Source organism: Sporolactobacillus mangiferae, assembly GCF_023336505.1.
Taxonomy (GTDB): domain Bacteria; phylum Bacillota; class Bacilli; order Bacillales; family Sporolactobacillaceae; genus Sporolactobacillus; species Sporolactobacillus mangiferae.
Map to the genome: position 1 here is coordinate 187550 of NZ_JAMAST010000001.1, position 23020 is coordinate 210569.

Sequence of the window (23020 nt, forward strand, 5' to 3'; positions counted from 1 at the left end):
GATTATGTACACGGTTCTTACTCATCTTAATGCAAATAATGTTCAAGTGCACGCCATGCCTCTTCTTTTCCCGCACCCGTCTGTGATGAAAAAAGAATAAGCGGATCCTCAGGCGTGAGTGAAAGCGTCTGAGCAATGATCTGTTTATGTTTTTGCTGCCTGCTTTTAGGTATCTTATCAGCCTTTGTCGCAATCGTAATAACCGGGCGCTTGTAGAAAGCCAGAAACTCATGCATCTGCACATCTTCCTTCGACGGTGGATGACGAAGATCAACCAAATGTACTACAGCAGAAAGGACAGTCCGTTCCGCAAAATACGTCTCAAGCATTCTCCCCCAGGCCTCTTTTTCCTTCTTTGACACCTTAGCATAGCCATATCCGGGCACATCAACAAAATAAAAAGAGTCATTAATGATAAAGTAATTTAATTTTTGTGTTTTGCCTGGTTTTTCAGAAATCCGAACCAGATTTCTCCGGTTCAGCATTTTATTGATAAAAGATGATTTTCCGACATTCGAGCGTCCGGCAAGCGCAAATTCCGGCAAGCCATTGTTCGGATACTGCGCTGGACCCACCGCACTGATTACATAATCCGCCTGTGTTACTTTCACTATTATCGCTCCTCGTAGGCGTCCGAAATCGAGCCGACTCATGTATTCACATTCTAACGAAAACCGTCATCCCTGTCCAATGCGGCCATTAGAAAACCTGGTTTCACCAGACCTTCGTCAATAGTAGCGATCCTTTTTGCCGCAACAATAAAAAACCATCGGGAATCGATGATTTTTTCATTAACCATCCTATACAAATAAGGTCCCATTCAAGTAAATCAAAAGCTTTTAAATGTGAGACCGTGTATGTCAATAAAGCTCAGCCTTGCTTCTCAAGATCACTTGATGCCGACCGTGCAGATAATTGATGATTCAGCTGCATGTCAATAAGAGATTTGTGAAGATCATGCGTTTTACCTGCAGCATCAGTGCAAAGACTCATTTCGAGTACCTGATGGAGTGTTTCAACCGGGATGACTTCCGCTTGATCATAATGCTTTAGCGTTTCCTGCATATTTTCTCTCGGAATGATGATGCGTCTGGCTCCTGCCTCAACCGCGGCTTCGATTTTTGCCATGACCCCGCCGATTGGTTTGATCTGCCCGTGCAGACCAAGCTCTCCGGTCATTGCAATATCCGGGTAAACACGTCGCCGCAAGATGGCCGAAGCTATGGCAACCGCCATTGCAATACCTGCAGAAGGGCCGTCAACAATCGCACCACCCGGAAAATTGACGTGAATATGGTAGTGATATGAAGCGAAACCCATCCGATTCAGAACCGTCAATACATTCTCTACCGATGCTCGCGCCATGCTTTTCCGTGTAACCGTATGTGCCGAAGAACCCATTGACTCTTCTTCGGCAATGCCGGTAATAGTCAGACTGCCTTCACGACGGCTTTTTACCGCGGAAGCTTCAACCTCAAGCAAAGCACCTTGTCCCGGTCCGTAAACGGCAAGACCATTGACCAGACCAATCTGCGGCGTGGACGGTATTTTATGATTGGGTTTCGGAGTGAGCCTGCTCGATCGCACAACCCACTCAATTTCATCTAGTCCAATGACGGTATTGCTGCCTGCATTCGCAGTTGCCACCCCTGCTGCAATCTGCATCATATTTACCGCTTCACGCCCGCTTTTCGCATAGTCGGCAATCTTCTCCAATGATTCACCGGAAATCGTCAGTGACAGTTTGTCGGCAGCCCTTTTGGCAATTCTAACAAGATCTGACCGACTAAGTTCCGAGAAAAATATCTCCAGGCAACGCGAACGAATGGCTGGAGGAATTTCTTCCGGGCGCCGGGTCGTTGCGCCGATCAAACGAAAGTCTGCCGGCAGACCGTTCTTAAATATATCATGAATATAAGCAGGAATTTGCCGATTTTCTTCATTATAGTATGCACTTTCGAGAAACACTTTGCGATCTTCGAGCACTTTCAGCAGCTTGTTTAGCTGGATCGGGTGTAATTCACCGATCTCGTCAATAAACAGCACCCCGCCGTGCGCATGAGTGACTGCGCCCTCCTTCGGCTGAGGAATACCCGCCTGTCCCATCGCCCCTGCTCCTTGATAAATAGGGTCATGGACAGAACCGATCAGAGGATCGGCAATCCCTCGTTCATCAAACCGGGCGGTCGCCCCGTCCAGTTCAACAAATGGAGCAGAGGGTTTAAAGGGAGAGTCCGGATTTTTTTTGGCCTCTTCAAGCACAAGCCGCGCCGCAGCCGTCTTACCCACCCCGGGCGGTCCATAGATGATTACATGCTGCGGGTTTTTACCGCATAAAGCCGCACGCAATGCAACAATCCCATCGTTCTGCCCAACCACATCGCTAAGTGTTCTGGGCCGAATGCGCTCAGACAAGGGCTCTGACAAAGCATGTCGGCGCATTCGATTTAGTTGCTCCATTTCTTTTTTTGATTCTTTATCGATTGATATTTTTTGGACGCGCTGATTGCGTAGCAGACTCCAGAAATACAGACCGATAATCGCTCCAAAGAAAATTTGTGTGAAGATTAACAATACCATCCAGTTCATGTGTTCTTCTGCCTCCTCTGACCGTAGCGTCTTAACGCTGACCGAACGACATATCATAAAGGCAGTATTTCCAAGGATAAGATGACTTAAACAGGCATATTGAAATCTTTAATGTCCATAATCGCTTTCCGGTATAATTAGAAAACTTGGCTTTGCCAAGCCTCTGGCATAGGCGAAGTCCTAGTTACACTTATACTATGTTCCTTAAAATTTATATACTTTCTTATAGTATAAGAAAAACCGGGCAAAAAGCGCCCGGTCCTTACTTCCGCACGATGCGGTGGCTTCCGTGTTTGTGCACAGGACGTACTTTCACAGGATGCCTTTTGACTGCGATTTACCGACCATTCAGCATGAATTACCGGTCAGCGCGTGTTTTCACAGTCTTCTACTGGAGTCTTTGATCTGTTTATTTTTTTGGCATCAGCGCTTCAGTTGCTCGCTTGCCGCGGGCGCACTTTCGCTTCGATGCTCAGACACGATCTTTCTTTGGTTTGATATGGAAAAAAATCATATACTTTCTTCTCTTGCGAAAAAAATGCCCCATTATTGGGACATTCGAAAAGTTCATGTCTATTTATCTTTTTTCAGGCGCTTTCTTTCGGCGTTTCAACGCTGACTTCTGTTCCATCCGTTAAGATCAGCGTCGGATGAGCCTTACCTTCAACCGTTTCCTTTGTGATCACGCATTTTTCGATATCGTCACGAGACGGAAGCTCATACATGACATCCAGCATCATGCCTTCAATGATTGAACGCAGACCGCGTGCTCCCGTTTTGTGTTCAATCGCCAGCTTCGCAATCGACTGCAAAGCTTCATCTGTAAATTTAAGATCAACATCGTCCAGTTCGAGCAACTTTTTATACTGTTTGACAAGCGCATTTTTCGGTTTTGTCAAAATATCAACAAGTGCTTTCTCATCAAGCTGTTTTAATGTGCTGATCACCGGCAGACGCCCGATAAATTCCGGGATCAATCCGAATTTCAGCAAATCTTCCGGAAGCACGTTTTTCAGAGCATCATCGCGATGCAGCTCCTGACTTTTGCTTCCGGCACCGAACCCGATCACTTTCTTGCCAAGGCGGCGCTTAATGATTTGCTCGATACCGTCAAACGCACCGCCACAGATAAACAGAATATTGGTTGTGTCGATCTGAATAAATTCCTGATGCGGATGCTTGCGACCACCTTGAGGCGGAACACTCGCAACAGTTCCTTCAAGAATTTTCAGCAACGCCTGCTGTACGCCTTCACCGGATACATCACGAGTGATGGACGGATTTTCTGATTTGCGTGCAATTTTATCAATTTCATCAATATAGATGATGCCTTTTTCCGCTTTCTCCACATCATAGTCCGCTGCCTGAATTAACTTCAGCAAAATGTTTTCTACATCCTCGCCGACATAACCCGCTTCAGTTAATGAAGTCGCGTCAGCAATAGCAAACGGAACATTCAATATACGTGCCAGAGTCTGGGCAAGCAGTGTTTTGCCGCTTCCTGTCGGTCCGATCATCATAATGTTGCTTTTGGATAGCTCAACATCATCCGGTTTCTGTTTGCTGTTAATTCGTTTATAGTGATTATAGACGGCAACAGACAAACTTTTCTTGGCGTCCTGCTGGCCGATCACATAATCTTCCAGAATGGAGCAGATTTCCTGCGGCTTCGGAATATCCTTGAACTCCACCTCTTCATCCGTACCGAGTTCTTCCTCTACAATTTCTGTACACAGTTCAATACATTCATCACAAATGTAGACACCGGGACCTGCAACCAGCTTGCGTACCTGATCCTGAGTCTTTCCACAAAACGAGCATTTCAACTGCCCTTTTTCTTCATTAAATTTGAACATTCTTTCACCCCTATTCATGCTTTCCTTATCGTTTTTTCAGATAAGAGCGAACCTGTGGCCGATTGACTCATCAGTTGCTCTGCATGTTATGCAGAAACAGCATACTTACTTTTTCTCCGTTCACATGAATCGTACCACCGATGGAAGAGCATCACAGTCGACATATTGTCGCCTCTTACTACTTACAGGCTAACCAACCAGAGAGAAAAGCGATCATTCCGATCATGGTAAGTTTTCACAATTGCTCAGAAATGTTTATGATCATCGAATTTCAGATTCTCAGCTCGTTTACTATGTAGGCATTGTAACACAAAAAGATGCTTCCGATAAGCCATATGCCTTTTCCACAAAAACTATGTACAGCACAGAAAAGATTTTCCATGCCTGTAAAAAATAAATCATTGGAGAGCAACTGCAAAAAAAGTGCTCCGCCAATGATCATCCAGCTATGTCAGCCTTATTTTTCCTCAGCAGTTTTAACCTTGCTGTTATCGATGAGGAAATCAACGGCTTTGCGCAATCTGAGATCGTTCTTAACAAAATCCGTTCCGCCCATGGCAGCCTTAATCTGATCCGCGCCAATGCTGTATTGTTCAGCCATCTTTTTCAGTTCTTCTTCAATTTCTTCCTCAGTTGCTTCAATAGATTCTGCGTTAGCAATTGCTTCAAGTGTCAGATTGGCACGCACGCGTTTTTCGGCATCCTCTTTCATCTGATCGCGAAGCTGATCTTTGTCACTTCCGGTGAGTGAAGTGTACATCTCAAGCGTCATGCCCTGAGCTTTAAGGCGTTGTTCGAATTCTTTCAGTATGTTGTCCTGTTCATTGGAAATCATAACTTCCGGGATGTCAATTTCCGCATTCGCCGCAGCCTGCTGAACGACACTGTCACGCTTGCTGCTTACCGCGTCCGCCTCTTTGTGTTCTTTTTCATGCTTTTTAATTTTCTCTTTCAATTCGGCCAGTGTTTCAACTTCTTCATCGACATCTTTAGCGAATTCATCATCAAGTTCCGGCAGCTGTTTCTGTTTAATTTCGTTTACCTTTACTTTGAATGTTGCTTCTTTCCCCTTTAATTCCTCTGCGTGGTAATCTTCCGGGAATGTAACAGCCACATCTTTTTCCGCACCCGTTTTCAGACCGATCAGCTGATCTTCAAAGCCCGGAATAAAGGAACCGGATCCAATTTCGAGTGAATAGTTCTCACCTTTGCCACCTTCAAATGCCTTGCCGTCTACAAAGCCTTCAAAATCAATCACAGCTGTATCGCCGTTTTCAATTTCACCGTCTTCTTTAACCACCAGCTCGGCATAACGCTCCTGAAGATGCTTTATTTCGTGATCTACATCCTCTTCGGTGACCTCGGTACTCTTTTCTTCAACTTCAAGCCCCTTGTATTCGCCGAGTCTGACTTCCGGTTTAACCGTAACTTCAGCTTTAAGTACCAGGTCCTTGCCCTTGCCAATCTCTTCCACGTTAACTTGCGGTTTATCTACCGGTTCGATTCCGGTTTGATCAAGTGCCTCGGAATACGCTGTCTGAAGCACAAAATCAATTGCGTCTTCATACAATGACTCAATACCGAAACGCTGTTCAAACAGCATGCGCGGTACGCGCCCCTTTCGGAATCCAGGCACGTTTACCTTCTTGACTACTTTTTTGAAGGCTTTATCCAATGCCTGATCAAAAGTAGCAGCGTCCACCTTGAATGACAGTGTGCCGACGTTACCTTCTTTTTTGTCCCATTTTGCTTCTACAGTCATTTATTCTTTACCTCCACCATCTATCTTCCTTCATGCTTTTAGCATACTGGCTATCCGCCTGAATGACACGCATATCCGCCATTTGTTATGCCAGTGTGAGCACGCTTTTGCGACGTACTTCAGCAAGCAATGACAACCTTCATATTATAACATAAGAGTTTCCTGTAAAAAACCGATTTGCAACAAATTAGTGACATATACGCCCGCGGCTTCAATCCCAGAGTCCGTAGGTCTCAATCTCACGCAAAAAACGGTCCGCACACTGATAATCATCATCTTTCACACCAAATTGATCCAATACCTTTTCTTTCTCATCCTGAGTGTCAACAGCCAGCGCACGCAAACAAAAAACGGCCGCCCACACATGAGCACTGTTCGGACTGACTGGTTTCGGATAAACATTCATCGTAAACATTCTTTCCATCTCAACAGCTAAATTCGCTAATGTCGGATTGTCCGAGTCCATCTTCTTCCGTATGGTTCTTTCAATTTCATCGGCGAGATGCTTATTAAGAAATTCGTCGCTCTCCAGATGAGCATGATAAATATGGCCGAATTTCCGTACAGGAATCTCTTTTGCTAGATTGCCCTCTTTAACGGCACACAGCAACATGGTTTTAATTTCTGTGTGCTGCTTTTCATCAAGAAGAAACCGTTTAATTTCAGGCAGATGCGTCGCACGCAATCGATCAGCCAAATTATGAATCAGGAGCAGTTGATCTTTGGTGTTGGCTTTTTCCAGAGCAGGCCAGTCGATGGACATTTTTTCCCGGCCTGGTTTGTCCGCCCGCTTGCCTGACTCATCCAGGCTGATTGCTCTGTTTTCACTGTGATGCGACGGCTCATCCATACGTATTCGGCAGAACTTTTCCATCTGATCAAGAAAATTCTTGAACTCTTGAGGAAGGTCGTTCTTGTTCCCCACCATTTCTATTTCGTAAAGTGCTGCCTTATAATCTTTGCGTTCAATCAAAATCGTTAAATACAGGCGAAATACATCATAGTAGTAGGGCGTATCCTCTTCAAGAAGGAGTGTAATTGCTTCCTCCGCCTGCTGATAATCGCCAAGTTCAATGGAGCAGACAGCCCACCCGTAAAGTGCACGAACATTACGGAGATTAATTTCCAGCAAATTCCCGAATCGTTCACGCGCTGGTTCGTACCTTTTTTCTTCAAGCAAAGCCATTGCCTTGCTGAGCAGTCTCTCTTCCAAATTCGGAAACATGACTACGTTTCCCCTGACTTGGACTGGTCTGCCTTTTATTTTCATCCTGCTTTCCCGCTCCCGTAGCCTTTGCTTTAAGAATATCAGCTTCGACCCGACTTAGCAATGCCTGCTCATTGACATCATCACCAGATGCTCAATCAAACGAAAATGCCCAGGCACCTTTTCGGAATACAGGTACATAGATACCATCCTCTGTCAGTCCATCGATATCCAGTTCGGCCGAACCGACCATGAAATCTTCATGAATGAGACTGTCGTTGACACCTGCTTTATCCAATCCTGCCTCATCAAGTGCATTGCCACCCTTAATACATGTCGGATAAGCTTTGCCAAGCGCTAAATGACAGGACGCATTTTCATCAAAAAGCGTATTAAAAAATACGAGTCCTGATTGGGAAACAGGGGAATTATGAGGAACAAGCGCAACCTCTCCAAGGCGACATGCCCCTGGATCGGAATCCAGCAAATGTTTCAGGGCCTCTTCACCTTTTTCCGCTTTAAAGTCAATCACTTCACCTTCTTTAAAAGTCAGTGAAAAGTGATCAATGATCTGTCCGTTAGCGTTTAGCGGCATTGTGCTGGCAACCGTGCCGTTGACACCGCGTTTATGAGGCAGTGTAAATACTTCTTCGGTCGGAATATTTGCGTTGAAATAGATACCGGCTGTCGATGGCCCTGACCCGCCGCTCCAAATATGTCCTTCCGGCAGATCAATGGTTAAATCAGTTCCAGGTGCTCGATAGATCAACTGCTTAAATTTTTTTCGGTTCATGAAATCACTGGCTTTGTGCATGATTTCATTATGGGCATCCCATGCGGCGACGGGATCATCTGATCCGCTTACACGGCTGATACGTAAAATTTCCTCCATGAGCAGGCGCTGCGCTTCTTCTTCCTTTTTGTCCGGAAACACCTTCACAGCCCACGCTTTGGTTGGATAAGCGATAATGGACCACTGCGTCTCATCTTTCATGATGCATTCCATATAGGGCTTTAATCCATTGTTCATTGCTTTCATAAAGGTACCGACCCGCGCTCCGTCAATCTGATCCAGTAAATCCGGATTCGGTCCGTAAATATGTAAAACCGCATAGTTATCTTTTACCGCTGCATTTTGTGCAACGAATTTCCATTCTGGGACTTGCTTCAGTATTTCTTCCGGTGCATGTTCCAGGCGAAGGCGGTCGGTTTCATCATCTCCCCAGCGCATTGTGACATCCTTTGCGCCAGCCCTGTACGCTTCTTCAGCTACCAGATGTGCAAAAGGCGCGGCTTCAACTGGTGAAGTCAGAAAAAGTCCCTGTCCGGGCTGCAGGTTTACCCCCGTCTTTACTGCCAGCCTTGCAAATTTTTTTAATGCCTCATGAAATTGCTCCATATCATTACCTCCATATCTATTGCTCTATTATAGCTGACTTGCCGTTATTGGAGAACATCAGACATAGAAGTTTTGATGATTTCACTGTTCGTGCACGATGCTATTTCCGCATATGTCGATCATTATTACGCATCAGGCGTAAATGCAGTGGAATGATAAGCCAGTACGCAATGATAAAAACTGCCAGCGCCAAAAAAATGTTCCACCCTTTATCCTTAAAGTACCCGGATGCACGGACTCCCCAATAGATAATCATTGAAATGGCCGTAAATAATAAAATCATGAATCCCTTGTTTTTCTCTGTTCTGAAATTCAAAAAAATGACAGCTAATGAAGACGGTACAAACGAAAAAGAAAGAAAATCACCGATTCCTGTAATGCCTGCATGGCCAACATCATATAAATCCAGTATGTTTCCAGTCAGTGTATCAATCACCCAGGTCAGAAATCCAATGGATCCATAGGTGAGATAGATCTCTCTCCATGTTAACTGTTTCTTCTTCATGAAGAGAACAAGCACTAAAAGCGACAATGTCAGAGTAATCGGAAACCAGAGGCCCCGAGCAGATAAATCCATATTTTTAACAATGGCAGACATTTCATTCTCTCCTTGGAATACTTATCTATTGGTCATCTCATAGTATCTCCATATCTTTCCATTCCATTCGATCAAATTTGTTATACTTGATTTAAGCAGACAATAATGAGGTGATCTGATGTGCGGACGTTTTACTCTGATTGCGCCTTACCAATATATCACTGCACGTTTTGGCGTTCGCCATGCCGTAAGTAAAGAGAAGTACAATGCAAGCTATAATACTGCGCCCGGTCAGAATATACTTGCCGTAGTCAGAGGAAGTTCAGGAAATCGCATGGGTTATCTGCGCTGGGGACTGATTCCTTCCTGGGCTAAAGATGAAAAAATTGGTTATAAACTGATCAATGCACGTTCGGAAAGTGTGACAGAGAAGCCAAGTTTTCGTGAATCGTTCAGCAAAAGACGCTGCCTGATCATTGCCGATTCATTTTATGAGTGGGATCATAACGAACACTCTCAGAAGACACCTTATCGATTTCTAATGAAGTCAGGCGATCTGTTCGCGATGGCCGGGCTGTGGGATTCATGGGTAACCGAAGACCGGCAAACCATCTACAGTTGCACCATTCTGACAACTGAAGCAAATGCGCTGGTAGAGCCATTTCACAGCCGCATGCCCGTTATTCTTTCCAAAAAGGATGAAGAGAAATGGATCGATCCTTCAACGGAGCCAGGCGAGCTGTTGCGTATGCTTAAACCTTTTGATTCAGAATGCATGCAGTGCTATGAGGTCACAAAAGATTTAAATAAAGCAAGCAATAATATGCCCTATTTAATCAAACGATTGTGAAACGAGCGGCACCGATAGTCTGGCATTGGCTCAAACCCAGTGCTTTCATCCGTCATATAATACAGTATCACGTGATGAGGAAGTTGCCGCCATGGGATGGGAAAATAGCGGCTGGAATTACGGAAACGGATTTGCCCTGCTGATCGTTCTGTTTATCCTGCTGATTATTATCGGTGCATCATTTTGCTATTGACTATGAAGCCTGCTGAACCAGTAATTCTGCAGGCGATACTGTAAGGTTTGCTTACAGAGCCCAAAACTAATTTTCTTCCGGCATTTCCATATGGTTAAATCATTAAAAACAAGCGAACAATCATTCGTAACATTTGATCATCTGAAATGTGCCGTCATGTCGACTTCGCAAAAACGGCCTGCATTGGATTAGAAAACCTGGCTTCGCCAAGCTTCTGGCGAAGGCGAAGCCGCCGTCACACTTATTGCGCGGAAAATGACAAAACCAAAGAATTTTTATCGTTATTCTCTCCGTAAGTACGCCGTGCAAATGACGACTTTTTCAAGGTCCCTTTAATTTTTATTCATCCCCACTTTTGAACTTCTGCTAATAATAATAGATAATGGAAGGTAAGAGAGATGGAACTGATCTTCCATTAATCATCAATCCGTTGCCGTAAGGAGTGTTCATACTTGTTTTTTTCTGCATATCGCCTGGTCCAGAGCTTTCTTGCACTCAGTATTGCCGTATTCGTCATTTGCCTTGCCATAATCATTACTCTATCTTTTACACCGCTTTACTATTTTGATATCTGGCATCTGCAAATCGCTAATGAGTCCGGTTTCAGCCATGAGCAAATCGTGGAAAATTATAATTATGTCATTGCTTATCTGCTTAACCCGTTTCCACAACCTTTTGAACTCCCTTCGCTTGCCTATTCAAATGGCGGGCGCATCCATTTTCAAGAAGTCAAACGAATTTTTACAGCAGTTGAAGTGCTGCTTGGTCTTGCTGCGTTATCAAGTGCATTCGGTATTTGGAAAATGACAAGAATCCGCGACTTTTTCCCTCTGAAACGCGCCGCTGTATTCCTGACCCTTTTCACGATCATACCGTTGCTGCTTTTTGCCATGGATTTTAACGGCACGTTTATTTTGTTCCATCGAATATTTTTCCGAAACAACTATTGGATTTTCGATCCTGCAGCAGATCCGATTATCCGTATTCTTCCGGAAACGTTCTTTCTTCACGCAGCGCTGCTTATTCTCGGAATCATTGGCTTTGGGATCATCACGATGATTTTCACCTACAGAAAATGCGTAGCAAAATAAAGGAAGAACACCAGGAAATAACTGCTTTGCTTATTTGTTACAGGGAAAAAATTATACTTTCCTTTCGTATTAGAAAACTTGGCTTCGCTATGCCTCCGGCAAGGGCGCTTTATATGATAGATAAATGATTCTTAGAACTTGGGACTTTCTTATCGCTGCCTTACTACTTTGAAACAGCTTTTCAAGAAGGAATTAATGCTGATAACAATGCTTAAGCAGGTCGTTTAATACAGCAATCTGCTCTAATATTTGTTTGCCAACATTTGTTTCACGCACTTTTTTTCTTCGTAATTCGTGATCGACAAGCCTCCTTACCGAAAGAACATCCATGCCGTTCATCAGCACATCTTCCTTGGAGGTGAACCGTTGATGCGCAACCAGTTGCATTCCATACGAGTTATACAATAACGTATAGCCTGCTATTCCCGTTTTTGACTGATAGGCTTTGGAAAAACCGCCGTCGATGACAATCATCTTACCATTCGCCTTGATCGGATTTTCACCGTTAATTTCTTCAACTGGCGTATGTCCGTTGATGATGTGCCCATTTTCGGGATCCAGGTCGAAGTCACTGAGAATTCTGCGACACACTTTTTCTTGTTCACGCAGCGTATAATACGGGTTTTTCTCTTCTTTATGCATCGATTTATCTTCAATAAAATACCGCTCAAATGTTGTCATTTCTTTCTTCCCGAAAAGCGATGAATTTTCACCTGTCCATAAATACCAAACCATATCCGTTGCCAGATCATCATTCATTTGCGGATGTGCGCAGCTGAAACGCAAATAGTGTTCAAAAATGTCAAGCAGCTGTTTCCCTTTATACCTCTGTCCATTAATCGTCATTGCCTTCATGCTGCCGTCCTCGTTAAGCGGAATACAGCCATGAATTAATAAGTTGCCATTATACTTCAAGTAAAGACTGCCTTTTTCAATCAGAAAATTCATATGCCGCGCTAATTTTTCAGAGTGCTGGAAAGAGCTTAGCAGTTTATTGATCACCTTTTCTTCCTCGGGCAGCAGTTGATCCGGATGTTCCGGATCAACTGTGGCAAAGCAGGTATGCGTCAATGGAAATCGCTTTCCATTTATTTCAATCGACTTTTGGTCAAAGTGAATACGCTCCAGCAGCAAACGGTGCTCCATATGAAAGTCTGGGCGACGCTTGATAATCGGTATTTCCAGCTTAAATTGGATCATTGCAATTGCCTGATGAATTTTAGTGATCTGCAGCCGTTCACTTTCGGTAATGTGCGTATTGCCGCTCAGTTTGGGCCGGAATGCCGGATTGTCCTTGTAATAGTTTTCAGCAAGATTGAGCAGCGGGATAAGATTAATTCCGTAGCGATCCTCAATAATGTCCAAATTATTATATCGCGCACAAATACGAATCAGGTTGGCAAGACATACTTTTGAACCCGAATAAGCACCCATCCAAAGAACATCGTGGTTCCCCCACTGGACATCGACAGAATGATACGTTAGAAGCGTGTCCATGATTCGATCCGGGTGTGGCCCACGGTCATATATATCGCCAACAACATGCAAATGATCAACAACCAAACGCTGAATTGTGTACGAGAGCCCGATAATCAATTTATCCGCCTGACCGAGCGCAACAATGTGGTTAATAATTTTTGAGTAGTATTCCTTTTTATTGCTGAATTCATCTTTTTTATAAAGAAGTTCTTCAATGATGTAGACAAAGGACTGCGGAAGGGCTTTACGGACTTTTGAGCGCGTATACTTGGATGAGGAAAACGAGGTCAACTTAATCAATCGATCAATTGTCGCTTCATACCATTGGTTCATCTGCTCCTGGCTGACTGTTTTTTTCACAGCCTGAAGTTTCTCCTCGGGATAATAGACAAGTGTCGCAAACTCGTTGATTTCATGCTGTGACCAATTCTTAAACAAATCACTGATCTTTTGTTTGACGTTTCCGGAACCGTTCCGCAAAACATGCTGAAATGCATAATATTCACCATGCAAATCACTGACAAAATGCTCAGTCCCCTTAGGCAGGTTTAAAATGGCTTCCAGATTAATAAGTTCCGTTGCCACTTTTTCTTCTGTATCATACTTCTCAGCAAGTAAATCCAGGTACTTCGTGTCCATCGGCATCCCCTTAACCTCATAAAATATGTTGCAAGCGTTTTCACAACTAGATTTAACTTTATTATTTTTAATGATCGCCAGCCTTTGCTTTTGTAAGCATGCCACTCACTGTCCGTTATGCAGCGACAATTTACGCGCCACTTTAAGGATAACATAATTACGTCATTACTTCTATATATTATGTCATATATTTTCTTATATGACTCATTATGAAATATTCCGAAATAGCAATCACCGAGTTGAACCTGCAAAAAAAGAGGGTCTCAAAAGTCGATTTGACTATGAGATTCCTCTTTGAACGCGCAAATTTCTGATGCATCAAATTGTGGGGTTGTTAGCAAATGCCTCTGGGTACAGTCTCTTAACCTACCATTTTTTATTTATACACAGCCTGATTTTCGCTGCCCACTTTCATGGACTGTGCGACCTTAATCATCATGGCACATTCAATACGTTTGCGAAAAATATCACAGCTGAATTCAAAGTTTCCTGTCAGTTTACCGGTTGCATGGAGCGAATTTGCCGGACAGCCGCCGCTACAATATAGTTTTGCCCAGCAATCCTGACATTCCGGTTTTGAATAACAGTTGGTCTCTTTGAACTGCTCCTGAATTTCAGGTGCTTTCACACCATCCCAAATGTTGCCCATGCTGTATGCCTCATCACCGACAAATTGATGGCAGGGGAACAACTCTCCCCATGGGGTAACTGCCAGATACTCCGTCCCGGATCCGCAACCTGAGATTCGTTTATGAATGCACGGGCCTTCGTTCAGATCGAGCATATAATGATAGAAAATAAAGCCGTGTCCCTCTTCTTCGCGCTTCAGCATTTCCTTAGCAAGAATTTCGTATTGTTCATAAATTTCAGGCAAATCTTCTTCTTTAAGTGCGTATGGCTCAGACGGATCACTGATCACAGGTTCCATCGACAGACGATCAAAACCTAAGTCCGCCATATGGAAAATATCATTGGTGAAATCCACGTTGTTATGGGTAAACGTTCCACGTACGTAATATTCCCTGTCTCCACGTTTTTTGACAAAATTCTGGAACTTCGGAACGATATAATCATAACTGCCTTTTCCATTAATCGTTTTGCGCAGCCGGTCATGAACTTCTTTGCGCCCGTCCAGACTGAGAACGACATTGTGCATTTCCTTGTTCAGAAAATCGATGACTTCATCTCTAAGCAGCAAACCATTGGTTGTCAATGTAAAACGAAAATGTTTATTGCACGTTCCTTCCTTGCTTCGTGCATAAGCGACAATCTGTTTGACGACTTGCCAGTTCATCAGCGGTTCACCGCCAAAGAAGTCAACATCCAGGTTGCGGTGAAAACCGCAATTCTCCAGAAGGAAATCGATTGCCCGCATGCCGACTTCCAGACTCATCAGCGCCCGTGCACCATGATACTTACCCTGGCTCGCAAAACAGTAATCACAGGTCAGGTTACACGTATGGGCGACATTGAGACAAAGAGCCTTGACATAAGTTTTTCTTTTTTTCAGATTGAAGGAAAGATCCTTGAATTCATCTTCAGAATAAAGCTTGCCATCTCTTTTCAACTGAGCAACCTCTTCAATCGTCTCGCGTATGCTCGTTTCCGTTACATCTTCGTGGCCCCGATATTTATCCAGCATTTTCTCAATAATAGTGTCCGGATCCATATGTTCATAGCGTTCAATAATATCGTAGGCAAGATCATCAACAACATGTACCGAACCGCTGTACGTATCAAGCACAATGTTGTATCCGTTTAATTTATATTGATGAATCATTCAATCAAGCTCCTTCGTACCGCACATAGATTATTTAGTCAAATGACGAAAAGACGCCTGAATCGCACAAAAAAATTGCCGCCCAGCTGCATGCGGCAACTGAGCGGTAACAACCAGCGGTTTATCGATTGGCCGGCTCAGCACATTGCTGATTGGCAACGCCGCAGGATGTCTTGCACGCAGACTGGCAAGACGTCTGGCATTCGCCATGTCCCCCGTGGCTCACTGATTCTTTTAAATTCATCGTGTTTAACGTAATAATTCTTTTCAATGTTCATGACCTCTTTTCCTTTACATTCGTTCATCCAGTCTCTCATGATGCCGGATACTGGTATCACTTGCCATCAGTAATATCTAAAAACCTGTTGCTGTCAGTATACATGAAGAAAAAAATTAATACTGTGACGTATGCCATTGAAATAAGCAGATCAGAAAAAAGTTTGCACAAGTAATGCGGACTCCGAGATCTGTTTTTGTCCTGATCTTCCTCCCCCGCCTTTTCACAATGTATAAGATATTAACCTTTTGCTTCATTTCCTGCATGAATTGCTATAATAATTATCCGAATTACATCTTCAACAATCATGATCACAAAACAAGGAGGTTATCTTTTATGCTTCGCAATATGTATGTGATTAAATATGTCGATCGATTCTCATGGCATTTAAGCCAGAAGGTGCAGATCAATGCCAGCAGTCAAAAGTATAAAAAAGGTGATGTGATTCAACTAAACAATCAGAAATACATTGTCATCGAAGACTTCTATCGTCTCAGAGTGAAACGATTTCAAAGAGGGATAAACCCCTTGTTATCCTTAACGGCTCAAATACCTAATCGATAATAACTCTTTTTTAGAGGGTGTCTCAAAAGTCTATTGACAATGGGACACCCTTTAAAATGACGTACGTTTTGAGATTAAGCACACGGGTGGCGGATTACTGTTGTAGAGCGTCCCTGTTGATGTGATCCAAAGGGGATCCTGCTGGCAGCGCAGGTCTGCCACGGAGACTCCTGGATCGCCAGCGGCTGCCCTCGTTGATGCGCGCAACCGGAGAGGTACCTTTCTCCTATTTACTCTTTTATAGCCGCACAGAACGCTGATTCCCACATCAATCTGCGCAAAACCAGAAATACCATGACAAGAAAATAAAAAGATTCTTGACGTGAGAAAAGTATTTTTCGTTAGGCATTGACAGATCTTGTCCCGTTCACTAAAATTATAAAGGTCGTCGTAAATATTCGTCCCAGTAGCTCAGCTGGATAGAGCAACGGCCTTCTAAGCCGTGGGTCATGGGTTCGAATCCCTTCTGGGACATACCGAAAAGCCTTGATATATAAGGCTTTTTGTTTTGTCTAAATTTCGTGATCCCCTCTCAGAAATCCGAAAGGTGCAAATCGAGTGCAAAAATGAATTAAAATAAACGGCTTTAAGACTATCTTATAGACACAAAAAAGCAACCAGTATAATTTTGTTCCGCCGTATTATCGTTGCATCTTATACCTCTTACCGGGTATAATAAAGACACAAGGAACGTAGAATAAAACCGTCAGTGCGCGAACACTGACGGAATGGCAATATCCGCATAGAGCGGTACGGTGCTAAGACTAAAATTTATATCATCTGAAAATGATCCACTTCAATCAAAGCCACCGCAAATGGCATATGAAGCGGATCATTTCTTTTTATCTGACAGTATCAGCACCAGCATTGCAAAACTAATCATCAATGTTAATGCTTGAAATACCGTCATCGGCTTCACCCCCTTTCTGAGGGTGTCACCGCATCCGCTCATATGCTTCATTTATTGCCTGTATTGATTATAACATGACATAATCCCGTAATATCCGCTGTCTTAAAAATTAGCGCCTTGTTTATCCTTACTGCTTTCTGCATGCTCACGCCCAAACGTCCAGCGATTGTCTGCCAGTTGGTTTTGTCTTTGCTCCAATACTTTGCCTGAACAATCCACTGAACGTCCTCAGGCGCTTCTGTATACACTCGATCAACGGCATTGGCAACACCCGTGTGATCCACTCAAAGCGCTTGCTCGCATACATACCGTACGTAACGGAAATAATAGGTCTAAAAACAAGGTGAGTTTCATGATCGGCCTGCTAACTGCCGTGGTTTTATTTAATTTCTTTGCCTTTTTAAGGGTTTCACGATTAACAAAAAATCAAATTTTTCATATTTGGACATTTACTATCGCCTTCCAAGTTATAATCGACGCGTTTGTCATTCAGAAATTTCATGCGTATTGGTATTTCAAACCCGGGGTTGATTTTGAGGCTCTGCCTGCCTTAGTTATGCTGATTCCGCCAGTTAATTTGATATTTCTGAATTGGTATCCGTTTGGACGTTCTTTATATAAACGCGTTTTGTATTTATCCCTTTGGACAGTAGCCATTACCGCATATGAACTTGTGACATTATTACCTGAACCGTGGGGATATTTTCGCTATGGATGGTGGAAAACCATTTATTCATTTATGATTAATCCCTTCTTGCTTCTCGCTGTTGTTGAATATTACAAGTTAATCAGGAAAATCGAAAATAGTTAGCTAATCATTGATTTCAAAACAGCAATGCCTGATAAAAGCCTGTGCGCGCAGTTACCGGGAGAGTGCAATGTTCCAGATATGACACGTACCCGCCTCCCTTTTTTGCTATAATTAGTTCATCATCGTGGCTAAGGAGTTCGTTATGTTTAAAGAAATCGCTGGTGGAATAATCATTTGTATATGGGGTCTCGTTGCCATTATCAAACCAGAGTGGACAATGAAATCCAGCCCGGTATTTTCTCATTTCAAACCGAATCCAGGAATTAAAACTTTCTATCGAATTGCTGGTGTGGCTTTACCGATATTCTACTTTCTCGGTATTAGTGGAAAATAGAATTTGCCTCACCATTTTTTATCTTTGGCCCTGTTCTACCTGTCTCTCAGCTTTGCGTTCGTGCCAGCTTGTTCATACAGCCAAACATTCCGTCATAAAATCACTCTCATAAACAAGAGAAAAGGCTTATACCGCTCTGCTCCTTCACCGTCATTATCGATCAATGTGTGCCTCGCAGGCTCGCAGAAATCCAGTCTCAGCTCACCAAAGATCAGGCGTTCCATCGGATCACGTACGGTATTTTCCTACTCATTTTTCTTCATTTTCATCAATCAGCAGCCATACATGTTTTTTCCAGTATAAAAGGAACGTGTGTTCGTATATAATATATATGGTGATGATGATATGACACGGGAAATTTTTTTGGTTGATATACAGACCTTTTATGCCTCTGTAGAAAAGGCTGATCATCCGGAGTTTAAAGATAAGCCGCTGATCGTCGCCGGTGACCCGAAGCAAAGATCAGGTATTGTTCTGGCAGCGGATCCCGTTGCCAAAAGCTATGGGATAAAGACTGCTGAATCGGTTGGTCAGGCATTGCTTAAGTGTCCGCAGGCCGTCCTTGTACGGCCACGTATGCAGCACTATCTTGACATCTCTCTGTTGATCACTCAGATATTGAAATCATTCACTGACCTTGTTGAACCCTATTCCGTTGATGAACAGTTTCTCGATATCACAGGGAGCCGGCACCTTTTTGGAACATCTGATGAAATAGCCAGAACCATTCAGAAAAAAATCATGAAGGATACGGGAGTCCGTGCAAGGATCGGCATCGGGACAAACAAAGTGCTTGCAAAAATGGCATGCGACAATTTCGCCAAAAAAAATACAGCGGGCATTTTCCGGCTGGATCAAAATAATATTGAAAAATGTTTGTGGCCTTTGCCGATCAGAGCAATGTTCAGTGTAGGCAGTCATATGGAAAAGCATTTAATCGGCATGGGAATCCGAACCGTTGGTATGCTGGCCAGCACTCCTGTTGAACTGCTAAGAAAACGCTGGGGTATCAATGGCGTGCTGCTGTGGCAGACAGCCAATGGGATCGATTCGTCACCCGTAACCGTCCATACTTATGACAGACCGAAAGCGATTGGCCACAACATAACCCTTCCGTACGACTACGTGTACGAAAAAGATATAAAAACAATCATCCTTGAATTGGCCGAAGAAGTGGCACGCGGCGCACGCGCAAAACATTGTCGCGGCAATATTGTCTCAATCGGTGTCAGAGGTGCGAACTTTGATCACCCGACAGGCTTCTACAGACAGATAACCATTTTCCACACAACAAGTTTCGGAATGGATATTTATCATGCTGCTTCCATCCTGTTTGATCGTTTCTGGGACCGGCAGCCAATCAGAAGCATTGCCGTAACCCTTTCCGGATTGCATTCTGATAAAGAATACCAGCTTAGTCTGTTCGATCAGTCAGAAAAAAAAGAAAAACTAAACGCCGCTATAGATGCCATTCATCAAAAATATGGCCGGACTGCACTGTTCAGAGGACCATCTCTGCGTCCGTCCAGCCAGCTCCGAATCCGATCCAAAAAAATAGGCGGTCATTGGAAATAAGCAAATCAGATTGCCGATGCCCAAATCTGATTCGGCTGGAACGTATAAGCCGCTTATTCGGCAGATCGATAAGTTAAAAGAATGCAATGAGTCAGCCGATATAATAAATGTAAAATCAAACTACCCCTCTCCTCCTGCGCGGCAAGCGCAGGATTTTTTTATAAAAAAGTTTAAAATTCAACGGATTATCGTATAAGTGCGGCGGCGTTTTTGCCAGAGGCTTGATAACAGCATAATTCTAAAAAAGTAAGTCCTTCACCGGCTCCTCAAGAAATTCAGTATCGTTCCGATATAATAAATAAGGAGGCGTTTATCTTGGATATTCCATCTTTGTCAATCGATTTAAACCAATCTTTGCTCGGCCAGAATGTTAGTCTTGCTGTTACGAAAATGGCCTTGAACAGCGCAAAGCAAAGCGGTGCCCAATTGGTTGAAACCCTTCAGGCGACAGATCCTAATTTAGGAACTATTATTGACCTAAAAGGATAAGCCGTAAAAACTGTGTATCCCAAAATGGGATGCATTTTTCTTATTCGCTTCAGTCTATCCGATTTTCCACCCATTAGTCCGGCTCGTTCGTCTCACACTACTGCCAGCCTTAAATTTCAGAATTGTTCCCGCAGCGCGATTATTGCCATCTGTCCGATTTTTTCCATAAAAAGGGTTGACTCTGCCTCTTGCAGTACTATAATGATCCTTACAAATACAGATAAAAAATAGAAAACAGAAAAGGAAGGCGTTTTACCATGCCAGTAACAAAGGATGATTTATCAGAAAAGTTGTACAACGCGCTCAGTACGCATGAACCCCTGGATTGGGAGGCTGTCGATCGCTCCGGTCTGACCCCTGAGCATGCTTATGAGGTGCAGCACAAATTTAATGAACAGAAAAGCGAACCCGTCAAGGGCTACAAAATCAGCCTGACCAGCAAACAGACTCAGGATATGTTCCATTCTGACTCTCCGCTTTACGGGCAAATCGTAGCGTCAAGTGTTCTGAGAAACGGTGCCACAGTTGCGTTAAGTACACTTAATGAACCGTTGCTTGAACTTGAACTGGAATTCACCGCTTTAGAAGATTTATCACCGGAAGATGATGTACAGACCCTGCTTGAGAAAACAGAAATTGCACCGGGTATTGAGGTGCCGGATTCACGATTCAAGAACTGGTTTCCTGCGCTGCCTTTGGAACTCGTCATCTCGGACAGCGCGGTCTGCGGCCGCATTGTAGTTGGCGAGACGGCACCGAAACCCTCCGTTGAGGCATTGACTGATGTACATGCAACGGTTACCTTGAATGGTCAGCCGTTGACTTCAGGGGTTTCATCCGAAGTGCTCGGTAATCCGCTCCATGCATTGAAATGGCTTGTCGAAAGATTAGATCAGGAAGGAAAAAAAATAACAAGAGGGACAACCGTCTCAACTGGAACCTTCTGTCTGCCGGAACAGCTGGAAAAAGGAACCTATGTGGCAAGCTTTGATCATCATTTAGGCAATGTCACATTGCATGTGGAATAATAAATTAAAATCAAAAGGACGGGCACCTTAATTTTGGTGTCCGTCCTTTTTCTGCAGGCAGTGATTTAATCGTGATCCTGGGAAGAGCCAGCTGATGTGTCCCCGCTCCCCAGATCATAACTTTGCAGTACCTGTCTTGCATGAAGGCTTGAGAGATTAAATGATTGCCAGGATCGCTCCGCATCCAGTGACTCTTTCCAGTCTGCCAACCCTTTCTTTACCTGTTGTGCAACTTGTGGATCCTGAGTATCGAGCAGTGCGGTGAGCTGCGGAACAGCATCATCTGAAAGCGTCATTAAGTAGTCAACATCAATTTTTCCTGTCTGTTCATAGCGCTCACTATTCCACTTGGCAATCCAGACATCCACGTTTGCATAATTGATCAGAACAAAAGTGGAGAGCGCAATCAGCAAATAATATTTGAACAGCTTAAATCGTTCATTCCATATCCGGCACAGCGTCACGATAAACAGGACAAAGAGAAAGATCATGAACGCATGAGTCAGGACACGGAGATAGGTGAATCCATACATCTGCTCGTATGCATACATACGGACAAATGCTGAGACCAGCATAACCAGCGTAAAACTGATCAGTAATGAATGAAGGCCGTTCAACAGGCGATTCATTGACTTTCTCCCTTTCTTTGTACAATACACGGTCACAAGTAAAATACTGAAGTTAATCAAAGTTACCAGAACCAGCTCGAAAAATCCTCGGCGCGCATATTCCGCGTAAGTAAATTGATGCGGCAATGCCAATGAAAAACTGCCGAACAGATAGGAAAACTGAACAAAAGTAAACAGCGCATAAATCGCATTGATAATCGTCAAAAGCGTCGCAGCGATCACACAGTCAAGGCTGCTGGTCACGTTCGAAACATCCTCCGGCACGCGGAAGGAAACCACCGGCTTCGCTTTCGTCATAAGGCTCCAAATATAACTAAAAGCCGGCAAGGCAATGACGAGAGTAAAGATCAGCCGTGGCAGGCATTCATCGAGATTAATAGCTGTAAAGAGATTCGGTATGCCGCCAAGCAAGTACCTGAACCGCTCGTCAGCAGATGTGAGCAATGACACGATCACAACCACAAGCGGTACAGCAATCAGCATACCAAGCAACACTTTTACCATTGTCTGACTTTCCTTAGCTGCAAATTTGGCATTGATAAGCTTTATAGTTATGCGAAAAGGAACGAAGAGAAAAGCAAACGGGCGATAGAGACAGCCTGTGAAAAGATCGCCAATGATTTTAAATGATTCCCATGAGCTTTTCGCCTTATGCGCGGCAAGTGTTGTCTGCAGCACAATCAGGATCGGCACAGCTAATAGATTAAGCGCAAAGAAAACGCGATTTGAGAAAACAAAATAGGTCAGTGACAGCAGAGCAATGGGAATGATTAAAAGCCAGGCAAAACTCCGTTGAACATGAACTTCCCCATTCACGTTCCAGAAGAATACGCTATAAAAAGCGGTCACAAAAAGCGGAATCGTAATACCCGGAAGCTGGTCAAAAAAGAACCAAGTGGCAAGGATGCCAAGCAGTATCGTACTGATTAAAAGCCTGAGTCCTCTTCGAGAGGCCGTTTTATTTATGCTTTTTTCTTTCCATTTTTCCATAGAATTTTTTACACTCCCCGTTCACTTCAG

21 protein-coding genes and 1 tRNA gene are annotated in these 23020 nt (G+C 43.7%); 10 read left to right on the forward strand and 12 right to left on the reverse strand.

Annotation, left to right across the window (positions count from 1 at the left end):
* Positions 1-26: 26 nt before the first annotated feature.
* The 7 genes from yihA to M3N64_RS01010 all read right to left on the reverse strand — a co-directional run bounded on the left by yihA (position 27) and on the right by M3N64_RS01010 (position 9411).
* Positions 27-611, reverse strand: coding sequence for a ribosome biogenesis GTP-binding protein YihA/YsxC (yihA, locus tag M3N64_RS00980; protein ID WP_249095659.1), 585 nt, complete (start codon positions 609-611; stop codon positions 27-29).
* 259 nt (positions 612-870) lie between these two features.
* Positions 871-2589, reverse strand: a complete 1719-nt coding sequence (gene lonB, locus M3N64_RS00985) for an ATP-dependent protease LonB (protein ID WP_249095690.1) — start codon at positions 2587-2589, stop codon at positions 871-873.
* A gap of 587 nt (positions 2590-3176) precedes the next feature.
* Positions 3177-4445, reverse strand: a complete 1269-nt coding sequence (clpX, locus tag M3N64_RS00990) for an ATP-dependent protease ATP-binding subunit ClpX (protein ID WP_249095708.1) — start codon at positions 4443-4445, stop codon at positions 3177-3179.
* Between the two features lie 457 nt (positions 4446-4902).
* Positions 4903-6207: a trigger factor gene (tig, locus tag M3N64_RS00995; protein ID WP_249095742.1), complete on the reverse strand. Its 1305-nt coding sequence runs from the start codon at positions 6205-6207 to the stop codon at positions 4903-4905.
* 211 nt (positions 6208-6418) lie between these two features.
* The gene (locus M3N64_RS01000) at positions 6419-7432 is read right to left on the reverse strand and encodes a tetratricopeptide repeat protein (RefSeq protein WP_249095760.1); all 1014 of its coding nucleotides are present in this window, start codon (positions 7430-7432) and stop codon (positions 6419-6421) included.
* Between the two features lie 136 nt (positions 7433-7568).
* Complete coding sequence (locus M3N64_RS01005) at positions 7569-8813, reverse strand: aminopeptidase (protein WP_249095774.1); 1245 nt, start codon at positions 8811-8813, stop codon at positions 7569-7571.
* A gap of 100 nt (positions 8814-8913) precedes the next feature.
* Positions 8914-9411: a hypothetical protein gene (locus tag M3N64_RS01010; protein WP_249095777.1), complete on the reverse strand. Its 498-nt coding sequence runs from the start codon at positions 9409-9411 to the stop codon at positions 8914-8916.
* A 118-nt stretch (positions 9412-9529) separates the two neighbouring features.
* On the opposite strand from M3N64_RS01010, the gene M3N64_RS01015 reads away from it, so the two are divergent.
* From M3N64_RS01015 to M3N64_RS01025, 3 genes are all read left to right on the forward strand, one after another.
* The gene (locus M3N64_RS01015; protein ID WP_249095781.1) at positions 9530-10201 is read left to right on the forward strand and encodes an SOS response-associated peptidase; all 672 of its coding nucleotides are present in this window, start codon (positions 9530-9532) and stop codon (positions 10199-10201) included.
* A gap of 91 nt (positions 10202-10292) precedes the next feature.
* Entirely contained in the window at positions 10293-10394 is a 102-nt protein-coding gene (locus tag M3N64_RS01020) for a YjcZ family sporulation protein (RefSeq protein WP_249095799.1), read from the forward strand.
* Between the two features lie 452 nt (positions 10395-10846).
* Positions 10847-11485 (forward strand): TIGR01906 family membrane protein, encoded by a 639-nt coding sequence (locus M3N64_RS01025; RefSeq protein ID WP_249095803.1) that lies wholly within the window; start codon positions 10847-10849, stop codon positions 11483-11485.
* 192 nt (positions 11486-11677) lie between these two features.
* Here the strand turns inward: M3N64_RS01025 and M3N64_RS01030 are convergent, their stop codons facing one another.
* The 3 genes from M3N64_RS01030 to scfA form a co-directional block, all read right to left on the reverse strand.
* The gene (locus tag M3N64_RS01030; RefSeq protein WP_249096855.1) at positions 11678-13603 is read right to left on the reverse strand and encodes a fructose-1,6-bisphosphatase; all 1926 of its coding nucleotides are present in this window, start codon (positions 13601-13603) and stop codon (positions 11678-11680) included.
* A 376-nt stretch (positions 13604-13979) separates the two neighbouring features.
* Positions 13980-15383 carry a thioether cross-link-forming SCIFF peptide maturase gene (gene scfB, locus M3N64_RS01035; protein ID WP_249095821.1) on the reverse strand — a complete coding sequence of 468 codons (1404 nt, stop codon included), beginning with the start codon at positions 15381-15383 and terminating at the stop codon, positions 13980-13982.
* Between the two features lie 121 nt (positions 15384-15504).
* Complete coding sequence (scfA, locus tag M3N64_RS01040; RefSeq protein WP_249095832.1) at positions 15505-15654, reverse strand: six-cysteine ranthipeptide SCIFF; 150 nt, start codon at positions 15652-15654, stop codon at positions 15505-15507.
* Positions 15655-15996: 342 nt separating this feature from the next.
* Here scfA and M3N64_RS01045 point away from each other — a divergent pair, with 342 nt between their 5' ends.
* Both M3N64_RS01045 and M3N64_RS01050 read left to right on the forward strand, forming a co-directional pair.
* A complete protein-coding gene (locus M3N64_RS01045; protein ID WP_249095835.1) occupies positions 15997-16224 on the forward strand; it encodes a hypothetical protein in 228 nt (75 codons plus the stop codon).
* Between the two features lie 400 nt (positions 16225-16624).
* Positions 16625-16698 (forward strand) — tRNA-Arg (locus tag M3N64_RS01050).
* Between the two features lie 483 nt (positions 16699-17181).
* Here M3N64_RS01050 and M3N64_RS01055 read toward each other — a convergent pair.
* Positions 17182-17418, reverse strand: a complete 237-nt coding sequence (locus M3N64_RS01055) for a hypothetical protein (RefSeq protein WP_249095837.1) — start codon at positions 17416-17418, stop codon at positions 17182-17184.
* 68 nt (positions 17419-17486) lie between these two features.
* On the opposite strand from M3N64_RS01055, the gene M3N64_RS01060 reads away from it, so the two are divergent.
* The 5 genes from M3N64_RS01060 to M3N64_RS01080 all read left to right on the forward strand — a co-directional run bounded on the left by M3N64_RS01060 (position 17487) and on the right by M3N64_RS01080 (position 21371).
* Entirely contained in the window at positions 17487-17945 is a 459-nt protein-coding gene (locus tag M3N64_RS01060) for a hypothetical protein (protein WP_249095838.1), read from the forward strand.
* Positions 17946-18087: 142 nt separating this feature from the next.
* A complete protein-coding gene (locus M3N64_RS01065) occupies positions 18088-18279 on the forward strand; it encodes a hypothetical protein (RefSeq protein ID WP_249095840.1) in 192 nt (63 codons plus the stop codon).
* A gap of 345 nt (positions 18280-18624) precedes the next feature.
* Positions 18625-19854 carry a DNA polymerase IV gene (locus M3N64_RS01070; RefSeq protein ID WP_249095841.1) on the forward strand — a complete coding sequence of 410 codons (1230 nt, stop codon included), beginning with the start codon at positions 18625-18627 and terminating at the stop codon, positions 19852-19854.
* Positions 19855-20169: 315 nt separating this feature from the next.
* The gene (locus M3N64_RS01075; protein ID WP_249095843.1) at positions 20170-20343 is read left to right on the forward strand and encodes a YjfB family protein; all 174 of its coding nucleotides are present in this window, start codon (positions 20170-20172) and stop codon (positions 20341-20343) included.
* A 257-nt stretch (positions 20344-20600) separates the two neighbouring features.
* Entirely contained in the window at positions 20601-21371 is a 771-nt protein-coding gene (locus tag M3N64_RS01080; protein ID WP_249095845.1) for a 2-keto-4-pentenoate hydratase, read from the forward strand.
* A gap of 65 nt (positions 21372-21436) precedes the next feature.
* Here M3N64_RS01080 and M3N64_RS01085 read toward each other — a convergent pair whose 3' ends face one another.
* Entirely contained in the window at positions 21437-22990 is a 1554-nt protein-coding gene (locus M3N64_RS01085; protein ID WP_249095854.1) for a DUF4153 domain-containing protein, read from the reverse strand.
* Between the last annotated feature and the right edge of the window lie 30 nt (positions 22991-23020).